The following is a 23,268-nucleotide window of genomic DNA, read 5'->3' on the forward strand; positions in this document are numbered from 1 at the left end:
CGCGGCTTAGCGAAGTCGATTGCCCTTGAGCTTCGCCTTCTTGATCAGGTCGCCATACTGGTGTGCCAGCAAATGCGACTGGATCTGCGTCACCGTGTCCATCGTCACGTTGACGACGATCAGCAGGCTGGTGCCACCGAGGTAGAACGGGATCTGCAACGCGGTCACCAGATATTCGGGCAACAGGCAGATGATCGTCAGATACGCTGCACCGATCACGGTGATGCGCGTCAGCACGTAATCGAAGTAATTCTCGGTGTTCTTGCCGGGGCGGATGCCGGGGATGAACCCGCCATTGCGCTTCAGATTGTCGGCGGTTTCCTCGGGGTTGAAGACGACCGCGGTGTAGAAGAACGAGAAGAAGATGATGCCGGCGCCGTACAGCAGCATGTACACAGGGCTGCCGTGCTGCAGATACTGGTTCAGGGTGATGATGAAGTCACCCCACTTCGACTCACCAGCGACGCGCTGCCCGGCGAACTGCGAGATCGTCAGCGGCATCAGCAACAGCGACGACGCGAAGATCGGCGGGATGACGCCGGCGGTGTTGATCTTCAGCGGCAGATGGCTGCGATCGGCCTGCATGCCGCGCTGCGTCTGGCGCTTGGGATACTGGATCAGGATGCGGCGCTGGGCGCGCTCCATGAAGCAGATGAACAGGATCAGCACGACCACCGCGACGACGATGCCGATCAGCTTGATCGGATCGAGCGAGCCCGAGCGGCCGCCTTCGAGCAAATTAACGAGCGTGACGGGCAGATGCGCGACGATGCCGGCCATGATGATCAGCGAGACGCCGTTGCCGATGCCGCGGCTGGTGATCTGCTCGCCGAGCCACATCAGGAACATCGTACCGCCGATCAGCGAGATGACGGCCGCGACGCGGAACATCATGCCGGGCTCGATGACCGCCTGGATGCCCTGTGCGGCGCCGAGCGTCTCAAGGCCGACGGCGATGAAATAGCCCTGCACCGCGGTCAGGCCGACGGTGCCGTAGCGCGTGTACTGGTTGAGGCGCTTGCGGCCCGATTCGCCGTCCTTCTTGATGGCAGCGAGCGTCGGCGACAGCGAGGTCGCGAGCTGCACCACGATCGAGGCGGTGATGTAGGGCATCACGCCGAGCGCGATCAGCGACATGCGGCTGAGCGAGCCACCCGAGAAGGTGTTGAAGAAATCGAGCACGCCGCCCTGCGTCTGCTGCGAGAGCAAGCCGAGCGCGGTCGGGTCGACACCCGGCAGCGGGACATAGCTGAGCAGGCGGAAAATGATCAGCGCACCGATCGTGAACCACAACCGCTTCTTGAGGTCGGTCGCCTTCGCGAATTTCGAAAGGCTGATGCTTTGCGCCATCTGGTCGGCTGCGGATGCCATGCGTGTGATCGTCCTGGAAACAAAGAAGGCGGGATGCGTTGTGACCGCCCCCGCCGCTCATATAGGCGCACGGGCGCGCTTGTCTAATGGCTAGGTGGCCTAAGTGCCACTCCGTTCGTCCTGAGTAGACGCTGAGCTTGTCGAAGCGGCGTACCCTTCGATACGGGTCTTCGGCTTCGCTCAGCCCCTACTCAGGACGAACGGGAGGTTACAAGGGGCGTTTACGGGGGCGCTTGACCACTTCCGCTCGTCCTGAGTAGCCGCTGAGCCTGTCGAAGCGGCGTATCGAAGGACCGCTTGCTTGAGCCGGATCATCCAGCACAGGCGAGCGGCTTGCGCAATTCTCACTCAGCACAAACGAAAAGGGAGGGAGCGCACTCGGCGCCCCCTCCCCCATCAAGGTCAGGCCTTGAACGACGCCTTGTGCGCCGCACGCTCCTTGTACTTCACGCCCTTCTTGGCGGCAGCCTTCTCGGCTGCAGGGACGAAGTGGATCACTTCGACCTTGCCGCCGATCTTCTCGACCGCCTCGATCGCGCCCTTCGACGCGCCGTCGACGGTGAACGAGAGGACCGTGGTCAGCTCGCCCTTGGCGAGGAGGCGGACGCCGTCCTTGCCGCCGCGTGCCAGGCCCGCGGCCTTGAGCGCGTCGTGGTCGAGCGTGGCGTTAGCCTCGATCTTGCCGGCATCGACCGCGAGCTGGATTGCGCCAAGGTTAACCTCGGCGAAGTCCTTGCGGAAGATGTTGTTGAAGCCACGCTTAGGCAGACGCATGTGCAGCGGCATCTGGCCGCCTTCGAAGCCGGCGATGGACACGCCCTCGCGGCTCTTCTGGCCCTTCTGGCCGCGGCCTGCGGTCTTGCCCTTGCCCGAGCCAATGCCGCGTCCGACGCGCATCTTGGACTTACGGGCACCCTGGTTATCGCGGAGTTCGTTGAGCTTCATGGTAATGCACTCGCTTTCGCTTGTTACGCGCTGGTTGAATAGAATCTGTAATAAGAAAGGGGGCCGTTAGCCCCCTTCCCCATATTTGTCACGTGGATCGTGAAGGCTCAGCCTTCGACCGACACCATGTGCTGCACCTTGCGGATCATGCCGCGGACCTCTGGGCTGTCTTCCAGCTCGCGGGTCTTGTGCATCTTGTTCAGGCCGAGACCGATCAGCGTTGCGCGCTGGTCCTTCTCGCGGCGGATCGGCGAACCGGTCTGCGTGATCTTGATGGTTGCCATGATCGCTTACTCCGTGATCGCAGCTGCATCGGCCTCGGCGGTCTTCGAACCACCATGGCCGAGCAGGTCGGCGATCTTCTTGCCGCGACGCTGTGCGACGGCCTTGGGCGAGGTCTGCTCACCAAGGGCCTCGAACGTGGCGCGGATCATGTTGTAGGGGTTCGACGTGCCGACCGACTTGGTCACAACGTCCGCAACGCCCAGCGATTCGAAGACGGCGCGCATCGGGCCACCGGCGATGATGCCCGTACCCTGAGGTGCCGACCGCAGCGTGACCTTGCCGGCACCGAAGTGACCGTTGCCGTCATGATGCAGCGTGCGACCGTCCTTCAACGGAACGCGAACCATCTTCTTCTTGGCAGCAGCCGTCGCCTTCGAGATGGCTTCCGGCACTTCGCGTGCCTTGCCATGACCGAAGCCTGCACGACCCTTGCCGTCGCCGACGACGACCAGCGCTGCGAAGCCGAAGCGCTTACCGCCCTTGACCGTCTTCGAGACGCGGTTGATGTGCACCAGCTTCTCGATCAGCTCTTCGCCGCCATCGTCCGCACCCGGACGACCGCCACGATTGTCGCGACCGCGACCACCGTCGCGACCACCGCGGTTGCCGCCTGGGCCACCGCTGCGGTTGCCACCGGGGCCACCACGACCACCACCGCCGCCACCGGGACCGCCGCGACCGCGACCGCCACCGTTGTTGCCCTGGTAGCCAGTGCTCTGCGGGACGTTCTGAGCCGTGACGTCCTGTGCGGTCGTCTCGGGAGCGATTACTGCCGGCGTGTTGTTTTCGTCAGCCATGTCTTAGAACTCCAATCCGGCTTCGCGCGCGGCATCGGCAAGAGCCTTCACGCGACCGTGGTAGAGGAAGCCGCCGCGATCGAACACGACCTGGGTCACGCCCGCTGCCTTGGCAGCCTCGGCGACGCGCTTGCCGACCGAAGTCGCCGCGTCGATGTTGGCGCCGGACGTGCCGCGCACGTCCTTCTCCAGCGTCGAGGCCGATGCGACCGTCGTGCCGGCGGCATCGTCGATCACCTGGGCATAGATGTGCTTGCCCGAGCGATGCACCGACAACCGCGGACGGGTGCCTGCACGTGCGCGGAGCGCGGTACGGTTGCGGCGACGCCGCTTGGCGAAAAGAGAAAGTCCCTTGGTCATTACTTCTTCTTCCCTTCCTTGCGGAAGATGAACTCGCCGTCGTACTTGATACCCTTGCCCTTGTAAGGCTCGGGCTTGCGCCACTGACGAATTTCCGCGGCCAGCTGACCGACCATCTGCTTGTCCGAACCCGAGATCTCGATCGTCGTGTTGTCGGGGGTCTTGACTTCGATCCCCTCCGGCACGTCGATGTTGACGTCATGGCTGTAGCCGAGCTGCAGCTTGAGGTTGCGACCCTGCGCTGCGGCACGATAGCCGACGCCGGTGATCAACAGCTTCTTGGTGAAGCCTTCCGACACGCCGGTGACCAGGTTCTGCACCATGGTCCGCTGCATGCCCCAGAACGCGCGCGCGCGCTTGGTGTCGTTGGCCGGCTGCACCGAAATGCCGCCGTCTTCGATCGTGTAGCTGATCTCGTCGCGAAGCGGCATCTTGAGGGTACCCTTGGGGCCCTTCATGGTCAGCTGCTTGTTCTCGATGGTCGGCGTGATGCCCGCCGGTACGGTGACCGGCTTCTTACCAATGCGGCTCATCAGAACACCTCCGCGAGGACTTCGCCGCCGACGTTCTGCTCACGCGCTTCGGAATCCGAAAGCACGCCGCGGGGCGTCGAGACGATGGTGATGCCGAGGCCGTTACGAACGCGCGGGAGTTCCTGCGAGCCGGAATAGACGCGACGGCCGGGCTTCGAGACGCGCGCGACATGCTTGATCGCAGGCTGGCCCTCGAAATACTTCAGCTCGATGCGAAGGCCGGCCGCGGGGCCCATCTGCTCTTCGCTATAGCCACGGATATAGCCTTCGCGCTGCAGAACGTCGAGCACGCGGACGCGCAGCTTCGACGCCGGCGTCAGGACGGAGTCCTTCTTCGCGCGCTGGCCATTACGGATACGGGTGAGCAAATCACCCAGGGGATCGGTCACTGCCATGATTTAGTCCTTACCAGCTCGACTTCGTGACGCCGGGGATGAGGCCCTTGTTGGCCAGATCGCGCAGCTGAATACGGCAGAGCCGGAACTTGCGGTAATAAGCGCGCGGGCGACCGGTCAGCTCGCACCGGTTACGGATGCGGGTCGGGTTCGCGTTGCGCGGCAGTGCCGCCATCTTGAGGCGAGCGATCAGACGCTCACCATCGTCGAGCGTCTTGTCCGCTGCGATCGCCTTCAGTGCCGCGTACTTCGGGGCATACTGCTTGACCATGCGCTTGCGGCGCTCGTTCTTGTTGACTGAACTCAGTTTCGCCATCGACTTAAGTTCTTTCTTTCTTCTGCCCCCTCGCCTCTCCGGGGAGAGGGTCGGGGTGAGGGGCAGCCCAGCAGGACCGCGCCTCCAGTTTTCGGGCGGGGCGAGGGAGACTCACTCCCCCTCACCCCAACCCTCTCCCCGAGGGGAGAGGGAGTTACTTAAGCTGCCTTCTTCTCGTCGGCAGCGTCGTCTTCGATCGGGAACGGGAAACCGAACAGACGGAGAAGCTCGCGAGCCTCGTCGTCGGTCTTTGCGGTCGTCGTCACGATCACATCCATGCCGCGGACCTTGTCGACCCGGTCATAGCTGATTTCTGGGAACACGATCTGCTCCTTGATACCGCAGGCATAGTTGCCACGGCCATCGAAGCTCTTCGGGTTGAGCCCGCGGAAATCGCGGACGCGGGGAAGAGCGATCGTGATGAAACGGTCGAGAAACTCGTACATGCGCTCGCGGCGAAGGGTGACCTTCACGCCGATCGGCATGCCTTCACGCAGCTTGAACTGCGCGATCGACTTCTTGGCCTTCGTCACGACAGGCTTCTGGCCGGCAATCAGCTCCATTTCGGAAGCAGCCTGGTCGACCTTCTTCTTGTCCTGCGTAGCTTCGCCGACGCCCATGTTCAGCACGATCTTGTCGAGCCGCGGGATCTCCATGACGTTCTTATAACCGAACTTCTCGGTCATCGCCTTGATGATCGTCTCGTCGTACAGCTTGCGCATGCGCGCGACGTAGACGGCCTCGGTGCCGGCCTGTTCGCCAGTGTTCTGATCAACCATTGATCTTCTCCCCGGTCTTGACGGCAACGCGGACCTTCTTGCCGTCCTGCTCCTCGAAGCGGACGCGGGTCGGCTTGCCGTCGGCGGTCACGTGCGCGACCTTCGAAACGTGCATCGGTGCTTCCTTGCGGATCAGGCCACCCTGCGGGTCACCCTGAGTCGGCTTGGTGTGGCGCACGGCGATGTTGACGCCCGATACGACGACCTTGTCGGTCTTCGGCATGGAGACGGTGACTTCACCGGTCTTGCCCTTGTCCTTGCCGGACAGGACGATGACCTTGTCACCCTTCTTGATACGCTGCGACGCCATTACAGCACCTCCGGCGCGAGGCTGATGATCTTCATGTGCTTCTTGCCGCGCAGCTCGCGAACGACTGGGCCGAAGATACGGGTGCCGATCGGCTCCTCGTTCTTGTTGACCAGCACCGCGGCATTGCCGTCGAAGCGGATGACCGTACCGTCTGCACGGCGGATATCCTTGGCGGTACGCACGATCACCGCGCGGTGAACGTCGCCCTTCTTCACACGGCCACGTGGCTGCGCTTCCTTGATGCTGACGACGATGATGTCGCCAACGCCTGCAACACGACGCTTGGAACCCCCAAGCACCTTGATGCACTGCACCCGCTTCGCGCCGCTGTTGTCAGCGACGTCGAGATTGGACTGCATCTGGATCATGGATCCGTATCCCTTCTCTGTCTCTGGGGTCGATACCGACCGAACCCCGCCTAAAAAATCACCCCGCCGCGGACGAACCGCAACGGGGAGGAGCGGCCGCTTAGCCGTTCCCGTTTACGAAAACAAGAGCGCAGGGAGTTGCCCCCCTGCCCTCGTGTTTGATTCAGCCCTCGGCCGAAGCCCGCTCCGGCGTCGCGTGGGTGTTGACCCGCTCGATCACCTTCCAGGTCTTCAGCTTGGAGATTGGTGCGGTCTCTTCGATCCGCACGGTCTCGCCCTGCTTGAACTCGTTGCTCTCGTCATGAGCATGATACTTCTTCGAGCGACGGATGATCTTCCCGTAGAGCGGGTGCTTCACCTTACGCTCGACGTTCACGACCACCGTCTTGTCGCCCTTGTCGGACACGACCAGACCGGTCAGCACGCGCTTCGGCATGATGTGTTCCTTACTTCGCGGCTTCAGCGCTGGTGCGCTGAGCCTGCAGGGTCTTGATGCGAGCGATGTCGCGGCGGACCTCACGAACGCGGCTCGGCTTTTCGAGCTGGTTCGTGGCGGCCTGGAAGCGCAGGTTGAACTGCTCGCGCTTCAGTTCGCCGAGCGACTCCGACAGCTGGTCGTCGCTCTTGGTCTTCATGTCGTCGATACGAGCCATGATCTTACTCGCCTCCCAGATGCGAGGTGTCACCCAGGCGGGCAACGACCTTTACCTTGATCGGCAGCTTCATGGCCGCCCGCTCGAACGCCTCGGCGGCGATCTTGCCGTCGACGCCGTCGAGCTCGAACAGGATCCGACCCGGCTTGACGCGAGCGGCCCAGTATTCCGGCGCGCCCTTGCCCTTACCCATGCGGACTTCGGCTGGCTTTCCCGAGACCGGAAGGTCTGGGAAAATGCGGATCCACAAACGCCCCTGGCGCTTCATGTGACGCGTGATCGCGCGGCGGGCCGCCTCGATCTGGCGTGCGGTGATCCGGTCTGGTTCCATCGCCTTGAGGCCGTAGGAGCCGAAATTGAGCGAGAAGCCACTCTTGGCGTCGCCCGAAATCTTGCCCTTGAAGGCCTTCCGGAACTTGGTCTTTTTTGGTTGCAGCATGTCTGTCCCTGCCCCTTAGCGACGATCGTCGCGCTGCGGCCGCACGCCGGAGGTCTGAGCCTCCATCATGATGCGGTCGTACGACGTCGGATCGTTGCCGAGAATCTCGCCCTTGAAGACCCAGACCTTCACGCCGCAAACGCCGTAAGACGTGTGCGCCGTAGCCTCGGCATAATCGATGTTCGCGCGCAGCGTGTGCAACGGAACCCGACCCTCACGATAGCTCTCCGACCGTGCGATCTCGGCGCCGCCAAGACGGCCACCGCAGTTCACCCGGATGCCCTCGGCACCGAGACGCATCGCCGACTGGACCGCACGCTTCATGGCGCGGCGGAAGGCGATACGACGCTCGAGCTGATCGGCGATGCCCTGCGCGACGAGACGCGCATCGACTTCCGGCTTGCGGATCTCGACGATGTTCAGCGACACGGTCGACGACGTCATCTTGCCGATCGTCGAACGCAGCTTCTCGATGTCCGCACCCTTCTTGCCGATGATCACGCCGGGGCGTGCAGCGAAGATGGATATGCGGGCCAGCTTGGCCGGACGCTCGATGACCACCTTGGAGATCGCGGCCTGCGGCAGCGTCTTCATGATGAATGCGCGGATCTTGAGATCCTCGAGCAGGAGCCGACCATAGTCGGCGCCTTCGGCGTACCAGCGGCTATCCCAGGTACGGTTGATCTGCAGACGCAGACCGATGGGGTTGCTCTTCTGACCCATTATGCTTCTTCCTGCTCGCGCACGACGATGCGCAGACGGCTGAATGGCTTGAGGATGCGGGTCGACTTGCCGCGGCCGCGGGTAGCGAAGCGCTTCATCGTGATCGACTTGCCGACCGAAGCCTCGGCGACGACGAGTGCGTCGACGTCGAGGTTATGGTTGTTCTCGGCGTTGGCGATGGCCGAGGCCAGCACCTTGCGCGCTTCGATCGCCATGCCCTTGGTCGAGAAGGCGAGGATGTTCATCGCATCGCCGACCTTCTTGCCACGGATCAGCGCAGCCACGAGGCCGAGCTTCTGCGCGGAACCACGGATCTGCGTACCGACCGAAAGCGCCTCGTTGTCCGCGACCTTGCGCGGGCTGACTTGCTTAGACATCAGCGCTTGCCCTTCTTGTCGGCGGAGTGGCCGGGGAAGTAGCGCGTGGGCGCGAACTCACCGAGCTTCATGCCGACCATGTCTTCGTTGACCGAGACGGGCACGAACTTGCGGCCGTTATAGACGTTGAACGTGAGACCCACGAACGACGGCAGGATCGTCGAGCGACGCGACCAGGTCTTGATCGGCGAACGCGCGTTGGTGTCCTGGGCGGTTTCTGCCTTCTTGAGCAGATGAAGGTCCACGAAGGGGCCCTTCCAGACTGAACGAGCCATGTTAGCCCTTCCTCTTCGTCGAATGACGCGACCGGATGATCATCTTGTCGGTCGACTTGTTATGACGCGTGCGCGCACCCTTCGTCGGCTTGCCCCAAGGCGTAACCGGATGACGGCCACCCGAGGTACGGCCTTCACCACCGCCGTGCGGATGGTCGACCGGGTTCTTGGCGACGCCGCGCGTCAGAGGACGGATACCCATCCAGCGCGAACGGCCTGCCTTGCCCAGGTTCTGGTTCTGGTTGTCGGGGTTCGAAACCGCGCCAACCGTCGCCATGCAATCGCTGCGGATGTAGCGCTGCTCGCCCGAGTTCAGGCGGACCATCACCATGCCCTTGTCGCGACCGACGACCTGCACGTACGTGCCGGCCGAACGGGCGATCTGGCCACCCTTCATCGGCTTCATCTCCACGTTGTGGACGATGGTGCCGACCGGCATCTGACCGAGTTCCATGGCATTGCCTGGCTTCACGTCGGTCTTCTTGGCCGCGAGGACCTTGTCGCCAACGGCCAGACGCTGTGGCGCCAGGATGTAGGCGAGCTCTTCGTCCGGGTACTTGACCAGGGCGATGAACGCGGTGCGGTTGGGATCATACTCGATCCGCTCGACGGTGCCTTCGACGTCCCACTTGCGACGCTTGAAGTCGATGTAGCGGTACTTCTGCTTGTGACCGCCGGCGATGCCGCGCGAGGTCACATGGCCCTTGTTGTTACGACCGCCGGTCTTGTGCTTACCTTCGGTCAGCGCCTTGACGGGGCGGCCCTTCCAGAGCGACGACTTGTCGACCAGGATGAGACCGCGGCGTGCCGGCGATGTCGGATTATAATGCTTGAGTGCCATGGCCTCAGATCCCCGTCGTCACGTCGATGGACTGACCGTCCTTCAACGTCACGATTGCCTTTTTCATGTCGGAGCGCGAGTAGTTCGTGCCCTTCCACTTCTTGGTCTTGCCCTTCTGGACGAGCGTGTTCACGCCGACGACGTTCACGTCGAACAGCGCCTCTACGGCCGCCTTGATCTCGGGCTTCGTGGCATCGTTCGATACCTTGAACACAACCGCGTTGAACTCCGACAGGGTCGTCGTCTTCTCGGTGATGTGCGGGGCCAGGATAACGTCGTAATGACGATTATCGATGCCCGCCTTCTGCTTCTTAGCCATGGAAGCGCGCCTCCAGCTTTTCGACAGCGGCGCGCGTCAGCACCAGCGTGTCATGCTTCAGGATGTCGTAAACGTTCGCGCCGGCAGCCGGCATCACGTTCACTTCGTACAGGTTGCCCGCAGCGAATGCGAAGCTGGTGTCGACCATGTCGCCGTCGATGACGAGCGCACGCTTGCCGAAGCCGAGCTTTGCGAGATCGCCCTGCAGCGTCTTGGTCTTGCCACCCTCGACAGCCAGGCTGTCCATGATGACCAGCGAACCCGCCTTGGCGTGGCTGCTGAGCGCCATCCGCAGGCCGAGCGAGCGAACCTTCTTGTTCAGCGACGGGTTGAAGTCACGGACGCGTGCGCCGTGTGCCTTACCACCACCGATGAACACAGGTGCGCGACGATCGCCGTGACGAGCCGTACCGCCGCCCTTCTGGCGACCGAACTTCTTGCCGGTGCGTGCGACGTCTGCGCGCTCACGGGTGCCACGAGCCGTCTCGCGACGCTTCTCGAGCTGCCAGGTGACGACACGATGCAGGATGTCGGCGCGCGGATCAAGGCCGAAGACCTCGTCGTTGAGCTCGATGTCCGCTGCGTCAGTGCCGGCGAAAGATGAAACCTTGATCTTCACGCTCAGCCCTCCTGGCCGTCGGCTGCAGGTGCGTCGGTCGTTTCGGCCGGCGTGTCTGCTGCGGTGTTGCTGTTTGCGGTCTTGAGACCGGCGGGGAACGGTGCGTCGGCGTGGCGCGCGACTTTCACCGAGTCCTTGACGAAGAGCCAGCCGCCCTTGGAGCCAGGAACCGAACCCTTGACGAACAGGAGACCACGCTCGACGTCCGTCGATACGATCTCGAGGTTCTGCTGGGTGCGATACTTGTCGCCCATGTGGCCGGCCATCTTCTTGTTCTTGAAGACCTTGCCCGGATCCTGGCGCTGACCGGTCGAACCGAGCGAACGGTGCGAGACCGACACGCCGTGGGTTGCCCGCAGACCGCCGAAGCCCCAACGCTTCATGCCGCCCTGGAAGCCCTTACCCTGGGTCTTGCCCTGGATATCGACGATCTGGCCTGCGACGTAATGGTCGGCCGAGATCTCGGCGCCAACGTCGAGCAGGCCGTCTGCGTTCACGCGGAACTCATGGACGACAGCCTTGGGCTCCACTTCGGCCTTGCCGAAATGGCCGCGCTGCGGCTTTGCGACATTCTTCGACTTGGCGACACCTGCACCAAGCTGGACGGCAGTGTAGCCGTCACGATCCATTTCGCGAACGGAAACGACCTGATTGCCTTCGAGTGCCAGAACAGTGACCGGCACGTGCCGACCATCTTCCTGGAACAGGCGGGTCATCCCCATCTTCTTCGCGATCACGCCAGTACGCATGATCTTGTCCCTTCCTAGACAGAGGCCCCGTCGGACTATTCCTCGGGGGCTTGCGGACCATGTCCGGAGCGAGCTCCATGATGCGTCCACCTGACCCCATTCCCGGCAAATGCCCTGAATGGAGTCGGTTCAACCCGGTAAATACGAAACGTGCCCCCGTCCCGGGCTGGTGCTTCTGCGAGTGCGGAAGCGTGACGGGGGACGCTGCCCCGTCGGTTTTCACCGACGGCGGTATCCCAATGTAGAGCGGCGCGGGACCATTGCTGGTCGACCGCGCCGCGCCAGCCCTTAGGCTAGCTTGATCTCTACGTCCACCCCTGCTGCGAGGTCCAGCTTCATGAGCGCATCGACCGTCTGCGGCGTCGGCTGGACGATATCCAGCATACGCTTGTACGTGCGCACCTCGAACTGCTCGCGCGACTTCTTGTCGATGTGCGGGCCGCGGTTCACGGTGAACTTTTCGATGCGCGTCGGAAGGGGAATCGGACCGCGGATGAGCGCGCCGGTGCGGCGTGCGGTGTCGGCGATGTCGCCAGTGGCCTGATCGAGCACACGGTGATCGAACGCCTTCAGACGAATGCGGATATTGCTGTCCATAGTCCCTACCGATGCGAAAGAGCGGGCCCGTTTCCGGGCTCTTGCTGGTTGATGTTTAAACCGAAGGCGGGCCATTACGGGAGAGTCGGGTAAAACGCAACCGCGAGCATGCGATTTTCGCAGACCTTGGATCGTGTATCCGGAATAGGGGCATCCCTACTTCCCTCGATCAGATCAAGCTTAGCGCGCGATCGTAATCCTGCCCTGGGCCGAGGATGCGATGGACGAACACCCGATCAGGCAACACCGAGTATAGGATGCCGTAACCCCTCCATGATCGCCGGCGGATACCGTGAGCTTCGTAACGCGGCACCAATGGAAACCCGAGCGGGACGTCGGTGAGTCGCAATGCCACCTCGCGCAGTTCGGCAACAAAAGAGACGGCACGGATCGGGTTGCCGAGCGCGATGAAGCCGCTGATCCGTTTAAGGTCGTCCGCTGCACGCGACGACAGTACGACTTTCAAGCGCGGGACGAGTTGGCCAGAGCGTCAATGTCGGCCATTGCCGCATTACAAGCCGTATCGAGGTCAACGCCCCCGCCAGCCTTCATCTCGGTAAGGGTATTGGATACAGACATGTCCAGGTCACGAAGCCAGCGCTTTTCGTCCTCAACGCCCCCCTGATCGCGACTGATCAGATCCCGAACATACTCGCTAGCGCTAGCGTACTGTCCGCGGTCTATCCGTGCTTGCACATAGTCGTGCATCGGGTCGGGCAGAGATATCTTGATGGATGCCATGGTGCGTTCTCCACCGACCTTATGCCACAAGGCGCGATGGGTGGAAAGAATGGCGGACGCTGGGTGGAAGCAGACGTCTATTGTTCGGCGAAGGCCCGCCGCAGACAGGCGCGATAACGCTTAACCTCTTCCTCTGCGGAGAGACGCTTCTTCTTTGCGTCACGCCATCCCCAGGCAAAACCAACCGGCATGATCAACATGGGCAAAAACGCCCACAGCGCCTGTGGTAAGGCCAAGGGAAAAGCAACGTAGAGCCACAGCGCTACAAACGCGCCAAACGAAGTGATGCTGAAAGCCAACATTACCCGTTCGATAAATCGGTCAGGAGAGGTTGGTGCCATAAAGGGCCGGAAAACCGACGGCGATTGCAGATCATAGCCGGGAATACCCATTTGACAGATTGTGCCTAAGTCTTTTGCCACATGCAATGTCCGGTAGTGGGCCATAGCAGATAGTGTTGACGAAACCCGTAGATCCCACTCACCAAACACGAAAAAGCCCGGCCTCTCTTGCGAGAAGCCGGGCTCTTTTCGATCACCTCCCGAAGGAGAAGATGCTTACTTGTCGATCTGGCTGACGACGCCTGCACCGACGGTACGGCCGCCTTCGCGGATCGTGAAGCGCTGGCCCACGTCCATGGCGATCGGTGCGATCAGCTTGATGCCGAGCGACACGTTGTCGCCTGGCATGACCATCTCGGTGCCCTCAGGCAGCTCGACGGTGCCGGTCACGTCCGTCGTACGGAAGTAGAACTGCGGGCGGTAGTTGGCGAAGAACGGCGTGTGACGGCCACCCTCTTCCTTCGACAGCACGTACACTTCCGAGTTGAAGTCGGTGTGCGGCTTGATCGTGCCTGGCTTGCAGAGCACCTGGCCACGCTCGACTTCGTCGCGTGCAACACCGCGGATCAGTGCGCCGACGTTATCGCCAGCCTGGCCCTGGTCGAGCAGCTTGCGGAACATCTCGACGCCCGTGACCGTGGTCTTGCGTACGGTCGGGTGGATGCCGACGATCTCGACTTCCTCGCCAACCTTGACGATGCCGGTCTCGACGCGGCCGGTGACGACCGTACCACGACCCGAGATCGAGAACACGTCCTCGATCGGCATCATGAACGGCTTGTCGAGCGGACGCTCTGGCTGCGGGATGTAGTCGTCGACGGCCTGCATCAGCTCGGTGACGGCGTCGGCGCCGAGCTTCTGGTTCGAACCCGACAGTGCGCAGGTAGCCGAACCCTTGATGACGGGGATGTCGTCGCCCGGGAAGTCGTACGAGCTGAGCAGCTCGCGGATTTCCATCTCGACCAGCTCGAGGATTTCCTCGTCGTCGACCAGATCGACCTTGTTCATGAACACGACCATTGCGGGCACGCCGACCTGGCGGGCGAGCAGGATGTGCTCACGGGTCTGTGGCATCGGGCCATCGGTCGCCGAAACGACGAGGATCGCGCCGTCCATCTGGGCTGCGCCGGTGATCATGTTCTTCACATAATCGGCGTGGCCCGGGCAATCGACGTGCGCATAGTGACGGTTGGCCGTCTCGTACTCGACGTGTGCGGTCGAGATCGTGATGCCGCGCTCGCGCTCCTCGGGAGCCTTGTCGATGTTGGCGAAGTCGACGGCGGTACCGCCGGTCGTCTCTGCCAGAACCTTCGTGATCGCAGCGGTGAGCGACGTCTTGCCATGATCGACGTGACCGATGGTGCCGATGTTGAGATGCGGCTTGTTCCGCTCAAATTTTGCCTTGGCCATTGTTTCCTACCTTCTGATTCGTATTCCGGTGCCACCCCGGGAACCGCGCGAACGCGGCCCAATAGCGGCTGTTAAAGCGTTGCGCCAGCCCCTGCCTTGCGAAGGGGGCCGACACGGAAGTGAATTCCATGCCGTCGGACCTCGGGCGAGCCCGAGGCCGGCCGGCCTTGCGGCGTCTCGGAGCTAGGTTGCCCTAGCTCCGTGCGCCTTTGGCTTACGCCAACTTAGCCTTCACCTCGTCCGCAACGTTCTGCGGCACTTCGTCATAGTGCGAGAACTGCATCGAGTAGTTCGCGCGACCCTGCGTGAACGAACGGAGCGAATTCACGTAGCCGAACATGTTGGCCAGTGGCACCATGGCCTCGACCGTCTGTGCGTTGCCGCGGCTGTCGGTGCCCTGGATCTGGCCACGACGGCTGTTCATGTCGCCGATGACGTCGCCCAGATAATCCTCCGGGGTGACGACCTCGACCTTCATGACCGGCTCGAGCAGCGTGATGCCCGACTTCTGTGCCACTTCGCGCATTGCGCCACGGGCACAGATTTCGAACGCCAGTGCCGACGAGTCGACGTCGTGATACGCGCCGTCATACAGCACGATCTCGAAATCGATGATCGGGAAGCCGACCAGCGAACCCGACGCAGCGGTTTCGCGGAAGCCCTTCTCGATCGCCGGCAGATATTCCTTCGGAATGTTGCCGCCCTTGATCTCGTCCTTGAACGTGATGCCCGAACCGCGCTCGCCCGGCGTGACCTTGACCTTCACGCGACCGAACTGGCCGGTACCACCCGACTGCTTCTTGTGCGTGTAGTCGACGTCGACCGGCTTCTTCAGATACTCGCGATACGCGACCTGAGGAGCGCCGACGTTCGCCTCGACCTTGAACTCACGCTTCATGCGATCGACCAGGATCTCGAGATGGAGCTCGCCCATGCCCTTGATGATGGTCTGGCCCGACTCAGGGTCGGAAGAAACGCGGAACGAAGGATCTTCACGTGCAAGACGATTGAGCGCGACGCCCATCTTCTCCTGGTCGGCCTTGGTCTTCGGCTCCACCGACAGCTCGATCACGGGCTCGGGGAATTCCATCCGCTCGAGGATGATCGGTGCGTTCATCGCGCAGAGCGTGTCACCGGTCGTGGTGTCCTTGAGACCCGCGAGAGCGACGATGTCGCCAGCGAAAGCCTCCTGGATGTCCTCACGGCTGTTCGCATGCATAAGCAGCATGCGGCCGACCTTTTCCTTCTTGTCCTTGACCGAGTTGGTGACCTGCGAGGCGGTCTCCAGCTTGCCCGAGTAGATGCGGGCGAAGGTCAGCGTACCGACGAACGGATCGTTCATGATCTTGAACGCCAATGCCGAGAACGGAACGTCGTCCGACGAGGGACGCTCGTCCGGCGTCACGCCGTCGAGCTTCAGACCCTGGATCGCGGGAACGTCGAGCGGCGAAGGCAGATAGTCGACGACGGCGTCGAGCAGGGGCTGAACGCCCTTGTTCTTGAACGCCGAGCCGCAAACGACCGGGACGAACGCCATGCTCAGCGTACCCTTGCGGATAAGCGCCTTGAGGTCGGCGACGCTAGGCTCGTTGCCTTCGAGATACGCCTCCATGAGAGCATCGTCCTGCTCTACGGCCATCTCGATCAGCTCGCTGCGATACTTCGCGGCCTTGTCGGCCAGATCCGCAGGGATCTCGGCATATTCGAACTTCGCGCCGAGCGACTCTTCAAGCCAGATGATCGCGCGGTTCTCGACGAGGTCGACGAGACCCTTGAAGCCGCCTTCCATGCCGATCGGAAGATACAGCACGGCCGGACGCGCGCCGAGACGCTCGATGATCGAGTTGACGCAGAAGTAGAAATCGGCGCCGGTGCGGTCGAGCTTGTTGATGAAGCACATACGCGGCACGCCGTACTTGTCGGCCTGACGCCACACGGTCTCGGACTGCGGCTCGACGCCGGCAACGCCGTCGAAGCATGCGACCGCACCGTCGAGCACGCGGAGCGAACGCTCGACTTCGATCGTGAAGTCGACGTGGCCGGGCGTATCGATGATGTTGATAAGGTGCTCTTCGCCCTTACCTTCTTCGGCGCGCCACTTGCAGGTGGTCGCAGCCGACGTGATCGTGATCCCGCGCTCCTGCTCCTGCTCCATCCAATCCATCGTCGCGGTGCCTTCGTGCACTTCGCCGATCTTGTAGGACTTGCCGGTGTAATAGAGGATGCGCTCGGTCGTCGTCGTCTTGCCGGCGTCGATGTGCGCCATGATGCCGATGTTACGGTAACGGTCGAGCGGATGGCTGCGGGCCATGATCGTGCTTCCTTAAGAATATGGGGAGCCGAACGTGCCGGCTCCCCAATATATAGGTGTTTGCGTTACAGGCGAAAGACCGCCTGCATCGCGGTTACCAGCGGTAGTGCGAGAAGGCGCGGTTGGCTTCCGCCATCCGGTGCGTATCTTCACGCTTCTTGACCGCGTTGCCACGGTTGTTGGCGGCGTCCATCAGCTCACCCGACAGCCGTGCGGCCATCGTGTTCTCGCTGCGCGAACGTGCCGCACCGATCAGCCAGCGAATCGCCAGCGCCTGTGCGCGCTCGGGACGAACCTCGACCGGCACCTGGTACGTTGCACCACCGACGCGGCGCGAACGGACTTCGATGCCCGGCTTCACGTTGTTCAGCGCATCGTGGAAAACGCCGATCGGATCGCGCTTGGCGCGCTGCTCGACGGTTTCGAATGCACCGTACACGATCAGCTCTGCGACGGACTTCTTGCCGTCCAGCATGACGCTGTTCATGAACTTCGACAGAACCTCATCCCCGAACTTGGGATCAGGCAGGATGACCCGCTTTTCGGGACGACGACGACGTGCCATTTTGTATTCCTTCTAAACTTCAGCCTTGATGATCGCAAATATGAGCGATCGGCTTACTTCGGACGCTTGGCGCCGTACTTGGAACGCGACTGACGCCGGTCTTTCACACCCTGTGTATCGAGCACGCCGCGCAGGACGTGATAGCGAACACCGGGAAGATCGCGGACACGACCGCCACGGATCAGGACAACCGAATGCTCCTGAAGATTGTGGCCCTCGCCCGGGATGTAGCTGATGACTTCGCGCTGATTGGTCAGGCGAACCTTGGCCACCTTGCGCAGAGCCGAGTTCGGCTTCTTCGGGGTCGTCGTGTAGACGCGCGTGCAAACGCCACGCTTCTGCGGATTTGCTTCCATCGCAGGGACCTTCGACTTGGCCTTCTGCGGATCGCGGCCCTTGCGGACCAGCTGGTTGATCGTCGGCATTGAAGCCTTCACCTTTCAAGTGGTTACTTTGCTGGAGCCATGAGGCGCCTGAGAATACAAAAAGGACCCTCTGAAGCGCAAACGCTCCTCAGGCCCTGGAATGCATCCAGCAATGTTCAAGCATGCCCGGCGGGAAACACTCCCGAAGAACAGGGCGCGCCTATAGGTCAGGACGGGGGTGAGGTCAACGGGGCGGAATCGGTTTGGGTGCGGATCCTGCAACCGGTTTAACGTGGTGGAAACGTGGGTTGGGGCAAGGGCGGTGGATGATCTCCACCTACCTGCCGCAGCGACGACCCTCCGTTCCGATCGCGTCCCTGCTCGGGCTGACGATCACTGCGGAAGTGGCCCTGTCGTACGGTGCGGAGTCGTTTGCGCCCAATCTGCTATGCGACCTTGCCTTGATCGCAGTCTACGTCGCGGCCAGCGAGCGGCGATACAATGCGATGCTGGCCGCTGCTGGTCTGGCGTGCGGGCTGGCGGCCTATGGTGCCATGCTCCTCCCGTTGGCGATCGGACTTGCCATCAACCGGCGGGTCAGACCCCGTATGCTCCTGGTCACACCACTCTTTGCTTGCATCACGATCATCGCGCTCGGCACGCCATCCCTGGCGGCAAGTTGGATCGGCTTGTGGTCGGCGACCCCTGAGCCGGCGATGACGGGATTGTTAGCCGCGCTCGCGTTGGGGAGCCTGGCGTGGCTGACCGCCACGCTGTCCGCCAGACCGCTGATGCCCGACATGCTTACCGCTGCCGCGCTGACATGCGGCATCTGCTACGCGCTCGTCATGCCCGGTGTATCGATGGCCATCCCGCTCGCATTGGCCTTGGTTCACCGGGACCGCCGCATATCGCTGCTGACAGGGTTCGCCGCCCTGACGGCGGCGGCTGGCTTACCGATACCAGCGACCCTAACGCTCGCGGTGGCGCTCGGCTTGGTGATGAAGCCACTCATCGGCCCCGCGGCAAACGACAACCCCGTGCTCGCCCGAGCCTGATCCGGCCTCACGATCCTCCCCCGCCAGGGGGAGGTGTCGCCGAAGGTGACGGAGGGGAGGACACGAAACAGAGGTTACCCCTTTCCTCCCCCTCCGTCTGGCAAGAGCCAGCCACCTCCCCCTGACGGTGGGGGATCGCAAGGACGCCTCACCTTAACGCCGCGGCATTTCCAGCGCCGCCAGCAACGCCTTCTCGAATCGCGCCGGATCCTCGACCTGCGGCGAGTGCCCCAGCCCATCGAGCATCACGAGCCTCGCATTCGGCATCTGCTTCACCGCGCGCGGTGCCACCATCGGGATCGGTTCGAGGAATTTGCGCAAATTCGCCGGCGCCTGCGCGCGGCCAAACGCGGTCTTGTCGAGCGTACCGATGATCAAGGTCGTCGGTGGCGTGATCCGGTAGAGTTCATGCGCGACCGGTTGCGTCTTGATCATCTCGCTGGTCTTGGCTTGGGCGAACGCGACGGTATCGCGGCCCGGCCCTTGGCACATCCCCGCCTGCATCCAGACCCAGCGATCGTAAGACGGCTTCCACACCCCGTGATAATAATTCTCGAGCTGATACGCCTTGATCGACGCGTAGCTCGTCTTCTTCTCCCCCGCCCAAAGAGTGTCGACGTCGGTATAGGGCACACCTTCTTCGCCGCGATCCTTCAGCCCCAGCGGGTTGACGAGGACCAGTTTCTCGACCGACGCGGGGTAGAGAATGGCATAGCGCATCGCGAGCATGCCGCCCATCGAATGCCCGACGATCGTCGCCCGCGTGATGCCGCGCGACTCGAGCAGCCGCTTGGTGAACGTCGCCAGCATCTCGAAACTATACTGCGCCGCACGCGGCTTGGACGATTTGCAGAAGCCGATCTGGTCGGGCACCACCACGCGGTAGCCGACCTCGCTCAGCGCCCGCGCGGTGCTACCCCAGGTTGCGCCGCAGAAATTCTTGCCGTGGAGCAGGACGACGGTGCGGCCATTGGGACGCTGCGGCGCGATATCCATGAACGCCATCTGTGCGGGCGCACCGACGATATCGACCTCCATCGTCTGGACCGGCCACGGATAGGTGAAACGTTCGAGTTGCGGCCCGAGGTCGGGCACCTGCGGCACGGGTCCCGCCCCCATCAGGAGCGCGGCGACCGGCAGCCCAAACATCTTCAATCCCGCCTTCATACGATTACGCTTTCCTGCACCCAACGAGACGGCGCAAGGTTAACGGGCAAACCCGGTGTCGTGCAACGCACCATCCTTACGACGATGGCTTCAGAGCGGTTGCGAGAACGAATTGCACGCGAGATGCTTGCCCTTCTCGAAAACGCTGGGTAAGGGGCGCGTCCGTGTAGGAGTGTAGCTCAGTTGGTTAGAGCGTCGGTCTCCAAAACCGAAGGCCCTCGGTTCGAATCCGAGCACTCCTGCCACCCCCTTTAAAATTCAAGTTTGAAGTACACCGTTTCAGGCGGTGCCTTTGCACGCTCATCACGATTGCAGAAATTGCATTCCTTGATGCATATTGCGCACTTGAGAAATTATCTGCTGCGATGCACAAAGATCAGGCCTTTCAGGCATCCTCTCCTAAAAACTTTCATGGCCGGTCTCGTACCGGCCTTTTTTTTCGTCTGCGATCGGCGTATGCATCGTTTGCCGTCGTCAAGCCGAACGATAAATAGAAACCGTGGGAGCGGAGCCGCCGGTCAAACCGGCACCGGCAAGACGATCGTGCGGGGGATCGAGTGACCCAAGCGCTCTCCCCCGCCACTTCTTTGGCCGCCGCCCTGCCATCTGCCGGCATGCTCCGCCCCCTCTCCTGCCGCGCCCTTGCTTTACCCAGCCACCAAAGCTATCTGCCGCGCTTCCGACAGCGAGGACGGACCTGCCGCCGCGGCCCTTCACAGGGAGCGGCTAGTGGGTCTATGCCTCGCATCTCAGTTTCTCAATCAGCGGGTTCGAAGAACATCGTGGCGAAGACGTCCCCCCTCGAATTCATCCAGCAGGTCCGCAACGAGACCGCGAAGGTCACGTGGCCGACGCGTCGCGAGACAGTCATGACCGGCGTGATGGTGGTGATCATGACGACGATCCTCGCGCTGTTCTTCCTGGGCGTCGACTCGATCCTGCAAGCGATCGTCTCCGCCCTCCTCAAACTCGCTCAGTAAGCAAGGTTTCGTCATGGCGCGCTGGTACATCATTCACGCCTATTCGGGCTTCGAGGGCAAGGTCCGCGACTCGATCATGGCCGAGGCGACCCGGATGGGTCTCGAACAGCTCGTCGAGCAGATCGAAGTCCCGACCGAAACCACGACGGAAGCCCGTCGCGGCAAGAAGATATCGGTCGAGCGCAAGTTCATGCCGGGCTACGTGCTCGCCAAGCTGAACATGAACGACGACGTGTATCACCTGGTGAAGAACACGCCGAAGGTCACCGGCTTCCTCGGCAGCATGGGCAAGCCGCAGGCGATCAGCGAGGCGGAAGCCACGCGGATGCTGAACAGCAAGGAAGAAGCCGCCGCTGCGCCCAAGCAGAAGGTCAAGGTCGACTACGAGATCGGCGATCAGGTCAAGGTCCTCGACGGCCCGTTCGCGACCTTCAACGGGCTCGTCGAAGAACTCGACTTCGACCGCAGCCGCGTCAAGGTTTCGGTGTCGATTTTCGGGCGTGCCACCCCGGTCGAGCTCGAGTTCGAGCAGGTCGAGCGTAGTAAGTAAGCCGCAGAGCGGCGCGCTTACGGCCGCACGTAATTAGCTAACGGCTAATCACGAGACGGTCTCGACCGGCCGGCGGGCCACCGGCCCGGCCGACGACGCGGGATTTACTCCCGCGTCGCACTTGATTGTGAACCATCGCCAATCCCACAGGCTCCTGCCGACCATTGACCGAATTACGGCATTGCCGTATATATGGCACAATGCATACGGTGGTCGAGACCAGAGCGTATCTGTCCGCAGCCGATGACGTCGGTATGACGGACGACGAGCGCGTCGTGATCGTCTCCACGCTTTCCGCCAACCCGCAGATCGGCGACGTCATGCCCGGTTGTGGCGGCGCGCGAAAACTTCGCGTGAGAAAACCCGGCACCGGCAAATCGGGCGGCTACCGCGTGATCACCTATTATGCGGGCGACACCCTACCCGTCTTCCTGCTGACCGTGTTCGGCAAGACCGAGAAGGCAAGCCTGACCAAGGCCGAGCGCAATGCGCTGACGACATTGACCGGCACGCTGGCGGCGAGCCTGACGCTACTCCACGCCAAGGACGACCATAACGACACCACCAACACGCCAACCTCACGGAGGACATGATGAAGAGCGCATTCGACAAGATCGCAGCAGGATTGGAAGACGCCATCGCGTTCGCTGATGGCGATACGGATCGAGCGCGCGTGGCGACAGTGGACGTCCGCGCAGTCCGGGCAGCGACCAAGCTGACGCAAGGCGCGTTCGCCGAAACGTATCGCTTCCCGGTCGGCACGGTGCGCGACTGGGAGCAAAGGCGCCGCCTGCCGGATACCGGATCGGCGACGCTGCTCAAGATGATCGAGGTGGATCCCAAGGGCGTCGAGGCGATTATTGCGAAGGTACGGTAACGCGAGCGCAGCCGCGTCAAGGTTTTGGTGTCGATCTTCGGGCGTGCTACGCCGGTCTAGCTGGAATTCGAACAGCTCGAACGGAGCAAGTAAGGCCAAGCCGCACGCGATTAGCCCAAGGGCTAATTGCGAGACGACCCCAGCCCGGCCGGCGGGCTAAAGGCCCAACCTATGACGCGGAATTTACGTCCGCGTCACTCATCTTTGGGTAAAGATCGCTCAGATCGACAATCGATCACCTCACGTGACCGCACTATCGCACGTAAGTGCGGAGGTCAGATCATGGGAGCGGGTCTACCAATGCCCCAATTGTTTCGTTCATAACCTCGACAAAATGCTTCAAATGTAGCTTGCGATGGCGCGCACTCCGGATTCGAAGAAACTGCCCTGGCGATAGTTCGAATAGGCGCTCAGTTTGAAGGTAATTCCTCTGAACAACTCCAAACTGATGCCTCGCCTCAAAGGAGTTATGAGCTATGCGATTCCTAATACGCTCGCTGTCCGATAAGACCTGCTCCTTGGTAGCCATCATATCGACCAGCGGCCACCCGGATCTCATATAGGTCGACGCGGTGGTTCTAATATCTGACGGCTTTGCCCAACTAAGAAATTTGTAACCCGCCTTGATCAATTGGCGGGCATGCTGAGCATCTTGGATGTTAAGATAGCTGGTTCCAACAACCCCACTACGGGATGCTCCGCCCGTCACATAATGCAGAAACATAGCCTCGACCGCAGTTTCATATGCTGTGAATGCGCGAAGAAATATTGCTTCGGCGAAGCCGTCGGACCGGAAATCCTCCGACGCAGCGTCGGAGGACGCGGCATCTAGTTCGTCAACCATTCCCATTA

35 protein-coding genes and 1 tRNA gene are annotated in these 23,268 nt (G+C 62.0%); 6 read left to right on the plus strand and 30 right to left on the minus strand.

All coding sequences use genetic code 11. From position 1 onward, the window contains the following. Positions 1–6: 6 nt before the first annotated feature. The 29 genes from secY to rpsL form a co-directional block, all read right to left on the minus strand. Positions 7–1,371 (minus strand): preprotein translocase subunit SecY, encoded by a 1,365-nt coding sequence (gene secY / locus VH567_RS03425; protein ID WP_055872627.1) that lies wholly within the window; start codon positions 1,369–1,371, stop codon positions 7–9. 402 nt (positions 1,372–1,773) lie between these two features. Beyond that, the gene (gene rplO, locus VH567_RS03430; protein ID WP_248522399.1) at positions 1,774–2,316 is read right to left on the minus strand and encodes a 50S ribosomal protein L15; all 543 of its coding nucleotides are present in this window, start codon (positions 2,314–2,316) and stop codon (positions 1,774–1,776) included. Between the two features lie 107 nt (positions 2,317–2,423). Then, on the minus strand, positions 2,424–2,600 hold the full coding sequence (rpmD, locus tag VH567_RS03435) for a 50S ribosomal protein L30 (protein WP_055872633.1): 177 nt from the start codon (positions 2,598–2,600) through the stop codon (positions 2,424–2,426). 6 nt (positions 2,601–2,606) lie between these two features. Then, on the minus strand, positions 2,607–3,398 hold the full coding sequence (gene rpsE / locus VH567_RS03440) for a 30S ribosomal protein S5 (RefSeq protein ID WP_132898059.1): 792 nt from the start codon (positions 3,396–3,398) through the stop codon (positions 2,607–2,609). 3 nt (positions 3,399–3,401) lie between these two features. Beyond that, on the minus strand, positions 3,402–3,758 hold the full coding sequence (gene rplR / locus VH567_RS03445; protein ID WP_031393749.1) for a 50S ribosomal protein L18: 357 nt from the start codon (positions 3,756–3,758) through the stop codon (positions 3,402–3,404). Beyond that, positions 3,758–4,291: a 50S ribosomal protein L6 gene (gene rplF, locus VH567_RS03450; protein ID WP_056047628.1), complete on the minus strand. Its 534-nt coding sequence runs from the start codon at positions 4,289–4,291 to the stop codon at positions 3,758–3,760. The genes rplR and rplF overlap by 1 nt, the downstream gene beginning before the upstream one ends. After that, positions 4,291–4,686 carry a 30S ribosomal protein S8 gene (gene rpsH, locus VH567_RS03455; protein ID WP_031393751.1) on the minus strand — a complete coding sequence of 132 codons (396 nt, stop codon included), beginning with the start codon at positions 4,684–4,686 and terminating at the stop codon, positions 4,291–4,293. The genes rplF and rpsH overlap by 1 nt, the downstream gene beginning before the upstream one ends. Before the next feature lie 10 nt (positions 4,687–4,696). Then, positions 4,697–5,002, minus strand: coding sequence for a 30S ribosomal protein S14 (gene rpsN / locus VH567_RS03460; RefSeq protein WP_056015537.1), 306 nt, complete (start codon positions 5,000–5,002; stop codon positions 4,697–4,699). A gap of 158 nt (positions 5,003–5,160) precedes the next feature. Beyond that, positions 5,161–5,724 carry a 50S ribosomal protein L5 gene (gene rplE / locus VH567_RS03465; protein WP_082441396.1) on the minus strand — a complete coding sequence of 188 codons (564 nt, stop codon included), beginning with the start codon at positions 5,722–5,724 and terminating at the stop codon, positions 5,161–5,163. Positions 5,725–5,773: 49 nt separating this feature from the next. Beyond that, the gene (gene rplX, locus VH567_RS03470; RefSeq protein ID WP_056047623.1) at positions 5,774–6,091 is read right to left on the minus strand and encodes a 50S ribosomal protein L24; all 318 of its coding nucleotides are present in this window, start codon (positions 6,089–6,091) and stop codon (positions 5,774–5,776) included. After that, positions 6,091–6,459, minus strand: coding sequence for a 50S ribosomal protein L14 (rplN, locus tag VH567_RS03475; protein WP_031393755.1), 369 nt, complete (start codon positions 6,457–6,459; stop codon positions 6,091–6,093). The genes rplX and rplN overlap by 1 nt, the downstream gene beginning before the upstream one ends. Positions 6,460–6,622: 163 nt before the next feature. After that, positions 6,623–6,895 (minus strand): 30S ribosomal protein S17, encoded by a 273-nt coding sequence (gene rpsQ / locus VH567_RS03480; RefSeq protein ID WP_031393756.1) that lies wholly within the window; start codon positions 6,893–6,895, stop codon positions 6,623–6,625. A gap of 10 nt (positions 6,896–6,905) precedes the next feature. Next, a complete protein-coding gene (gene rpmC, locus VH567_RS03485) occupies positions 6,906–7,112 on the minus strand; it encodes a 50S ribosomal protein L29 (RefSeq protein WP_055872644.1) in 207 nt (68 codons plus the stop codon). Between the two features lie 4 nt (positions 7,113–7,116). After that, positions 7,117–7,551, minus strand: coding sequence for a 50S ribosomal protein L16 (gene rplP / locus VH567_RS03490; RefSeq protein ID WP_031393758.1), 435 nt, complete (start codon positions 7,549–7,551; stop codon positions 7,117–7,119). 15 nt (positions 7,552–7,566) lie between these two features. Continuing rightward, positions 7,567–8,274 carry a 30S ribosomal protein S3 gene (rpsC, locus tag VH567_RS03495; RefSeq protein ID WP_055872646.1) on the minus strand — a complete coding sequence of 236 codons (708 nt, stop codon included), beginning with the start codon at positions 8,272–8,274 and terminating at the stop codon, positions 7,567–7,569. Beyond that, entirely contained in the window at positions 8,274–8,651 is a 378-nt protein-coding gene (gene rplV, locus VH567_RS03500; RefSeq protein WP_056047621.1) for a 50S ribosomal protein L22, read from the minus strand. The genes rpsC and rplV overlap by 1 nt, the downstream gene beginning before the upstream one ends. Continuing rightward, positions 8,651–8,926, minus strand: a complete 276-nt coding sequence (rpsS, locus tag VH567_RS03505) for a 30S ribosomal protein S19 (RefSeq protein WP_031393761.1) — start codon at positions 8,924–8,926, stop codon at positions 8,651–8,653. The genes rplV and rpsS overlap by 1 nt, the downstream gene beginning before the upstream one ends. A 1-nt stretch (position 8,927) precedes the next feature. Then, the gene (rplB, locus tag VH567_RS03510) at positions 8,928–9,767 is read right to left on the minus strand and encodes a 50S ribosomal protein L2 (protein ID WP_055872649.1); all 840 of its coding nucleotides are present in this window, start codon (positions 9,765–9,767) and stop codon (positions 8,928–8,930) included. Positions 9,768–9,771: 4 nt separating this feature from the next. Beyond that, the gene (locus VH567_RS03515; protein ID WP_056047618.1) at positions 9,772–10,086 is read right to left on the minus strand and encodes a 50S ribosomal protein L23; all 315 of its coding nucleotides are present in this window, start codon (positions 10,084–10,086) and stop codon (positions 9,772–9,774) included. After that, positions 10,079–10,705: a 50S ribosomal protein L4 gene (rplD, locus tag VH567_RS03520; RefSeq protein ID WP_056047616.1), complete on the minus strand. Its 627-nt coding sequence runs from the start codon at positions 10,703–10,705 to the stop codon at positions 10,079–10,081. Before rplD ends, VH567_RS03515 begins: the two co-directional genes overlap by 8 nt. Positions 10,706–10,707: 2 nt before the next feature. Continuing rightward, positions 10,708–11,454 (minus strand): 50S ribosomal protein L3, encoded by a 747-nt coding sequence (gene rplC, locus VH567_RS03525; protein ID WP_056060507.1) that lies wholly within the window; start codon positions 11,452–11,454, stop codon positions 10,708–10,710. Between the two features lie 288 nt (positions 11,455–11,742). Beyond that, positions 11,743–12,051 (minus strand): 30S ribosomal protein S10, encoded by a 309-nt coding sequence (gene rpsJ, locus VH567_RS03530; protein WP_007406109.1) that lies wholly within the window; start codon positions 12,049–12,051, stop codon positions 11,743–11,745. Between the two features lie 169 nt (positions 12,052–12,220). After that, positions 12,221–12,517, minus strand: a complete 297-nt coding sequence (locus VH567_RS03535) for a type II toxin-antitoxin system RelE/ParE family toxin (protein WP_423323190.1) — start codon at positions 12,515–12,517, stop codon at positions 12,221–12,223. After that, complete coding sequence (locus VH567_RS03540) at positions 12,514–12,792, minus strand: ribbon-helix-helix domain-containing protein (protein ID WP_423323192.1); 279 nt, start codon at positions 12,790–12,792, stop codon at positions 12,514–12,516. The genes VH567_RS03535 and VH567_RS03540 overlap by 4 nt, the downstream gene beginning before the upstream one ends. A gap of 77 nt (positions 12,793–12,869) precedes the next feature. Then, entirely contained in the window at positions 12,870–13,184 is a 315-nt protein-coding gene (locus VH567_RS03545; RefSeq protein WP_423323194.1) for a hypothetical protein, read from the minus strand. 165 nt (positions 13,185–13,349) lie between these two features. Continuing rightward, positions 13,350–14,543 (minus strand): elongation factor Tu, encoded by a 1,194-nt coding sequence (tuf, locus tag VH567_RS03550; protein WP_031393767.1) that lies wholly within the window; start codon positions 14,541–14,543, stop codon positions 13,350–13,352. A gap of 214 nt (positions 14,544–14,757) precedes the next feature. Beyond that, on the minus strand, positions 14,758–16,854 hold the full coding sequence (fusA, locus tag VH567_RS03555; protein WP_423323197.1) for an elongation factor G: 2,097 nt from the start codon (positions 16,852–16,854) through the stop codon (positions 14,758–14,760). Positions 16,855–16,948: 94 nt separating this feature from the next. After that, on the minus strand, positions 16,949–17,419 hold the full coding sequence (gene rpsG, locus VH567_RS03560; protein WP_055872660.1) for a 30S ribosomal protein S7: 471 nt from the start codon (positions 17,417–17,419) through the stop codon (positions 16,949–16,951). Positions 17,420–17,472: 53 nt separating this feature from the next. Next, positions 17,473–17,844: a 30S ribosomal protein S12 gene (rpsL, locus tag VH567_RS03565; RefSeq protein WP_010164594.1), complete on the minus strand. Its 372-nt coding sequence runs from the start codon at positions 17,842–17,844 to the stop codon at positions 17,473–17,475. A 266-nt stretch (positions 17,845–18,110) separates the two neighbouring features. Between rpsL and VH567_RS03570 the strand changes: the two genes are divergently transcribed. Then, complete coding sequence (locus VH567_RS03570) at positions 18,111–18,842, plus strand: hypothetical protein (RefSeq protein ID WP_423323200.1); 732 nt, start codon at positions 18,111–18,113, stop codon at positions 18,840–18,842. Positions 18,843–18,995: 153 nt separating this feature from the next. On the opposite strand, the gene VH567_RS03575 is transcribed toward VH567_RS03570, so the two are convergent. Further along, positions 18,996–20,009, minus strand: coding sequence for an alpha/beta fold hydrolase (locus VH567_RS03575; RefSeq protein WP_423323202.1), 1,014 nt, complete (start codon positions 20,007–20,009; stop codon positions 18,996–18,998). 168 nt (positions 20,010–20,177) lie between these two features. Between VH567_RS03575 and VH567_RS03580 the strand changes: the two genes are divergently transcribed. The 5 genes from VH567_RS03580 to VH567_RS03600 all read left to right on the plus strand — a co-directional run bounded on the left by VH567_RS03580 (position 20,178) and on the right by VH567_RS03600 (position 22,416). Then, positions 20,178–20,254 (plus strand) — tRNA-Trp (locus VH567_RS03580). Between the two features lie 537 nt (positions 20,255–20,791). Next, positions 20,792–20,989: a preprotein translocase subunit SecE gene (gene secE / locus VH567_RS03585; RefSeq protein ID WP_056047594.1), complete on the plus strand. Its 198-nt coding sequence runs from the start codon at positions 20,792–20,794 to the stop codon at positions 20,987–20,989. Between the two features lie 13 nt (positions 20,990–21,002). After that, positions 21,003–21,539: a transcription termination/antitermination protein NusG gene (gene nusG, locus VH567_RS03590; protein WP_380778280.1), complete on the plus strand. Its 537-nt coding sequence runs from the start codon at positions 21,003–21,005 to the stop codon at positions 21,537–21,539. A 200-nt stretch (positions 21,540–21,739) separates the two neighbouring features. Beyond that, positions 21,740–22,132, plus strand: coding sequence for a type II toxin-antitoxin system RelE/ParE family toxin (locus tag VH567_RS03595; protein WP_423323205.1), 393 nt, complete (start codon positions 21,740–21,742; stop codon positions 22,130–22,132). Then, complete coding sequence (locus tag VH567_RS03600) at positions 22,132–22,416, plus strand: helix-turn-helix domain-containing protein (RefSeq protein WP_423323207.1); 285 nt, start codon at positions 22,132–22,134, stop codon at positions 22,414–22,416. The genes VH567_RS03595 and VH567_RS03600 overlap by 1 nt, the downstream gene beginning before the upstream one ends. The last annotated feature ends 852 nt before the right edge of the window (positions 22,417–23,268 follow it).

It is taken from the genome of Sphingomonas sp. 4RDLI-65 (assembly GCF_049472435.1).
Classification (GTDB): Bacteria; Pseudomonadota; Alphaproteobacteria; order Sphingomonadales; family Sphingomonadaceae; genus Sphingomonas.

What these genes read in the sequence shown, in the direction of transcription:
- secY (WP_055872627.1), bottom strand. Translation starts at nt 1,371, where the DNA reads ATGGCATCCGCAGCCGACCAGATGGCGCAAAGCATCAGCCTTTCGAAA.
- rplO (WP_248522399.1), bottom strand. Translation starts at nt 2,316, where the DNA reads ATGAAGCTCAACGAACTCCGCGATAACCAGGGTGCCCGTAAGTCCAAG.
- rpmD (WP_055872633.1), bottom strand. Translation starts at nt 2,600, where the DNA reads ATGGCAACCATCAAGATCACGCAGACCGGTTCGCCGATCCGCCGCGAG.
- rpsE (WP_132898059.1), bottom strand. Translation starts at nt 3,398, where the DNA reads ATGGCTGACGAAAACAACACGCCGGCAGTAATCGCTCCCGAGACGACC.
- rplR (WP_031393749.1), bottom strand. Translation starts at nt 3,758, where the DNA reads ATGACCAAGGGACTTTCTCTTTTCGCCAAGCGGCGTCGCCGCAACCGT.
- rplF (WP_056047628.1), bottom strand. Translation starts at nt 4,291, where the DNA reads ATGAGCCGCATTGGTAAGAAGCCGGTCACCGTACCGGCGGGCATCACG.
- rpsH (WP_031393751.1), bottom strand. Translation starts at nt 4,686, where the DNA reads ATGGCAGTGACCGATCCCCTGGGTGATTTGCTCACCCGTATCCGTAAT.
- rpsN (WP_056015537.1), bottom strand. Translation starts at nt 5,002, where the DNA reads ATGGCGAAACTGAGTTCAGTCAACAAGAACGAGCGCCGCAAGCGCATG.
- rplE (WP_082441396.1), bottom strand. Translation starts at nt 5,724, where the DNA reads ATGCGCAAGCTGTACGACGAGACGATCATCAAGGCGATGACCGAGAAG.
- rplX (WP_056047623.1), bottom strand. Translation starts at nt 6,091, where the DNA reads ATGGCGTCGCAGCGTATCAAGAAGGGTGACAAGGTCATCGTCCTGTCC.
- rplN (WP_031393755.1), bottom strand. Translation starts at nt 6,459, where the DNA reads ATGATCCAGATGCAGTCCAATCTCGACGTCGCTGACAACAGCGGCGCG.
- rpsQ (WP_031393756.1), bottom strand. Translation starts at nt 6,895, where the DNA reads ATGCCGAAGCGCGTGCTGACCGGTCTGGTCGTGTCCGACAAGGGCGAC.
- rpmC (WP_055872644.1), bottom strand. Translation starts at nt 7,112, where the DNA reads ATGGCTCGTATCGACGACATGAAGACCAAGAGCGACGACCAGCTGTCG.
- rplP (WP_031393758.1), bottom strand. Translation starts at nt 7,551, where the DNA reads ATGCTGCAACCAAAAAAGACCAAGTTCCGGAAGGCCTTCAAGGGCAAG.
- rpsC (WP_055872646.1), bottom strand. Translation starts at nt 8,274, where the DNA reads ATGGGTCAGAAGAGCAACCCCATCGGTCTGCGTCTGCAGATCAACCGT.
- rplV (WP_056047621.1), bottom strand. Translation starts at nt 8,651, where the DNA reads ATGTCTAAGCAAGTCAGCCCGCGCAAGGTCGCGGACAACGAGGCGCTT.
- rpsS (WP_031393761.1), bottom strand. Translation starts at nt 8,926, where the DNA reads ATGGCTCGTTCAGTCTGGAAGGGCCCCTTCGTGGACCTTCATCTGCTC.
- rplB (WP_055872649.1), bottom strand. Translation starts at nt 9,767, where the DNA reads ATGGCACTCAAGCATTATAATCCGACATCGCCGGCACGCCGCGGTCTC.
- VH567_RS03515 (WP_056047618.1), bottom strand. Translation starts at nt 10,086, where the DNA reads ATGGCTAAGAAGCAGAAGGCGGGCATCGATAATCGTCATTACGACGTT.
- rplC (WP_056060507.1), bottom strand. Translation starts at nt 11,454, where the DNA reads ATGCGTACTGGCGTGATCGCGAAGAAGATGGGGATGACCCGCCTGTTC.
- rpsJ (WP_007406109.1), bottom strand. Translation starts at nt 12,051, where the DNA reads ATGGACAGCAATATCCGCATTCGTCTGAAGGCGTTCGATCACCGTGTG.
- VH567_RS03540 (WP_423323192.1), bottom strand. Translation starts at nt 12,792, where the DNA reads ATGGCATCCATCAAGATATCTCTGCCCGACCCGATGCACGACTATGTG.
- VH567_RS03545 (WP_423323194.1), bottom strand. Translation starts at nt 13,184, where the DNA reads ATGGGTATTCCCGGCTATGATCTGCAATCGCCGTCGGTTTTCCGGCCC.
- tuf (WP_031393767.1), bottom strand. Translation starts at nt 14,543, where the DNA reads ATGGCCAAGGCAAAATTTGAGCGGAACAAGCCGCATCTCAACATCGGC.
- fusA (WP_423323197.1), bottom strand. Translation starts at nt 16,854, where the DNA reads ATGGCCCGCAGCCATCCGCTCGACCGTTACCGTAACATCGGCATCATG.
- rpsG (WP_055872660.1), bottom strand. Translation starts at nt 17,419, where the DNA reads ATGGCACGTCGTCGTCGTCCCGAAAAGCGGGTCATCCTGCCTGATCCC.
- rpsL (WP_010164594.1), bottom strand. Translation starts at nt 17,844, where the DNA reads ATGCCGACGATCAACCAGCTGGTCCGCAAGGGCCGCGATCCGCAGAAG.
- VH567_RS03570 (WP_423323200.1), top strand. Translation starts at nt 18,111, where the DNA reads ATGATCTCCACCTACCTGCCGCAGCGACGACCCTCCGTTCCGATCGCG.
- VH567_RS03575 (WP_423323202.1), bottom strand. Translation starts at nt 20,009, where the DNA reads ATGAAGGCGGGATTGAAGATGTTTGGGCTGCCGGTCGCCGCGCTCCTG.
- nusG (WP_380778280.1), top strand. Translation starts at nt 21,003, where the DNA reads ATGGCGCGCTGGTACATCATTCACGCCTATTCGGGCTTCGAGGGCAAG.
- VH567_RS03595 (WP_423323205.1), top strand. Translation starts at nt 21,740, where the DNA reads ATGCATACGGTGGTCGAGACCAGAGCGTATCTGTCCGCAGCCGATGAC.
- VH567_RS03600 (WP_423323207.1), top strand. Translation starts at nt 22,132, where the DNA reads ATGAAGAGCGCATTCGACAAGATCGCAGCAGGATTGGAAGACGCCATC.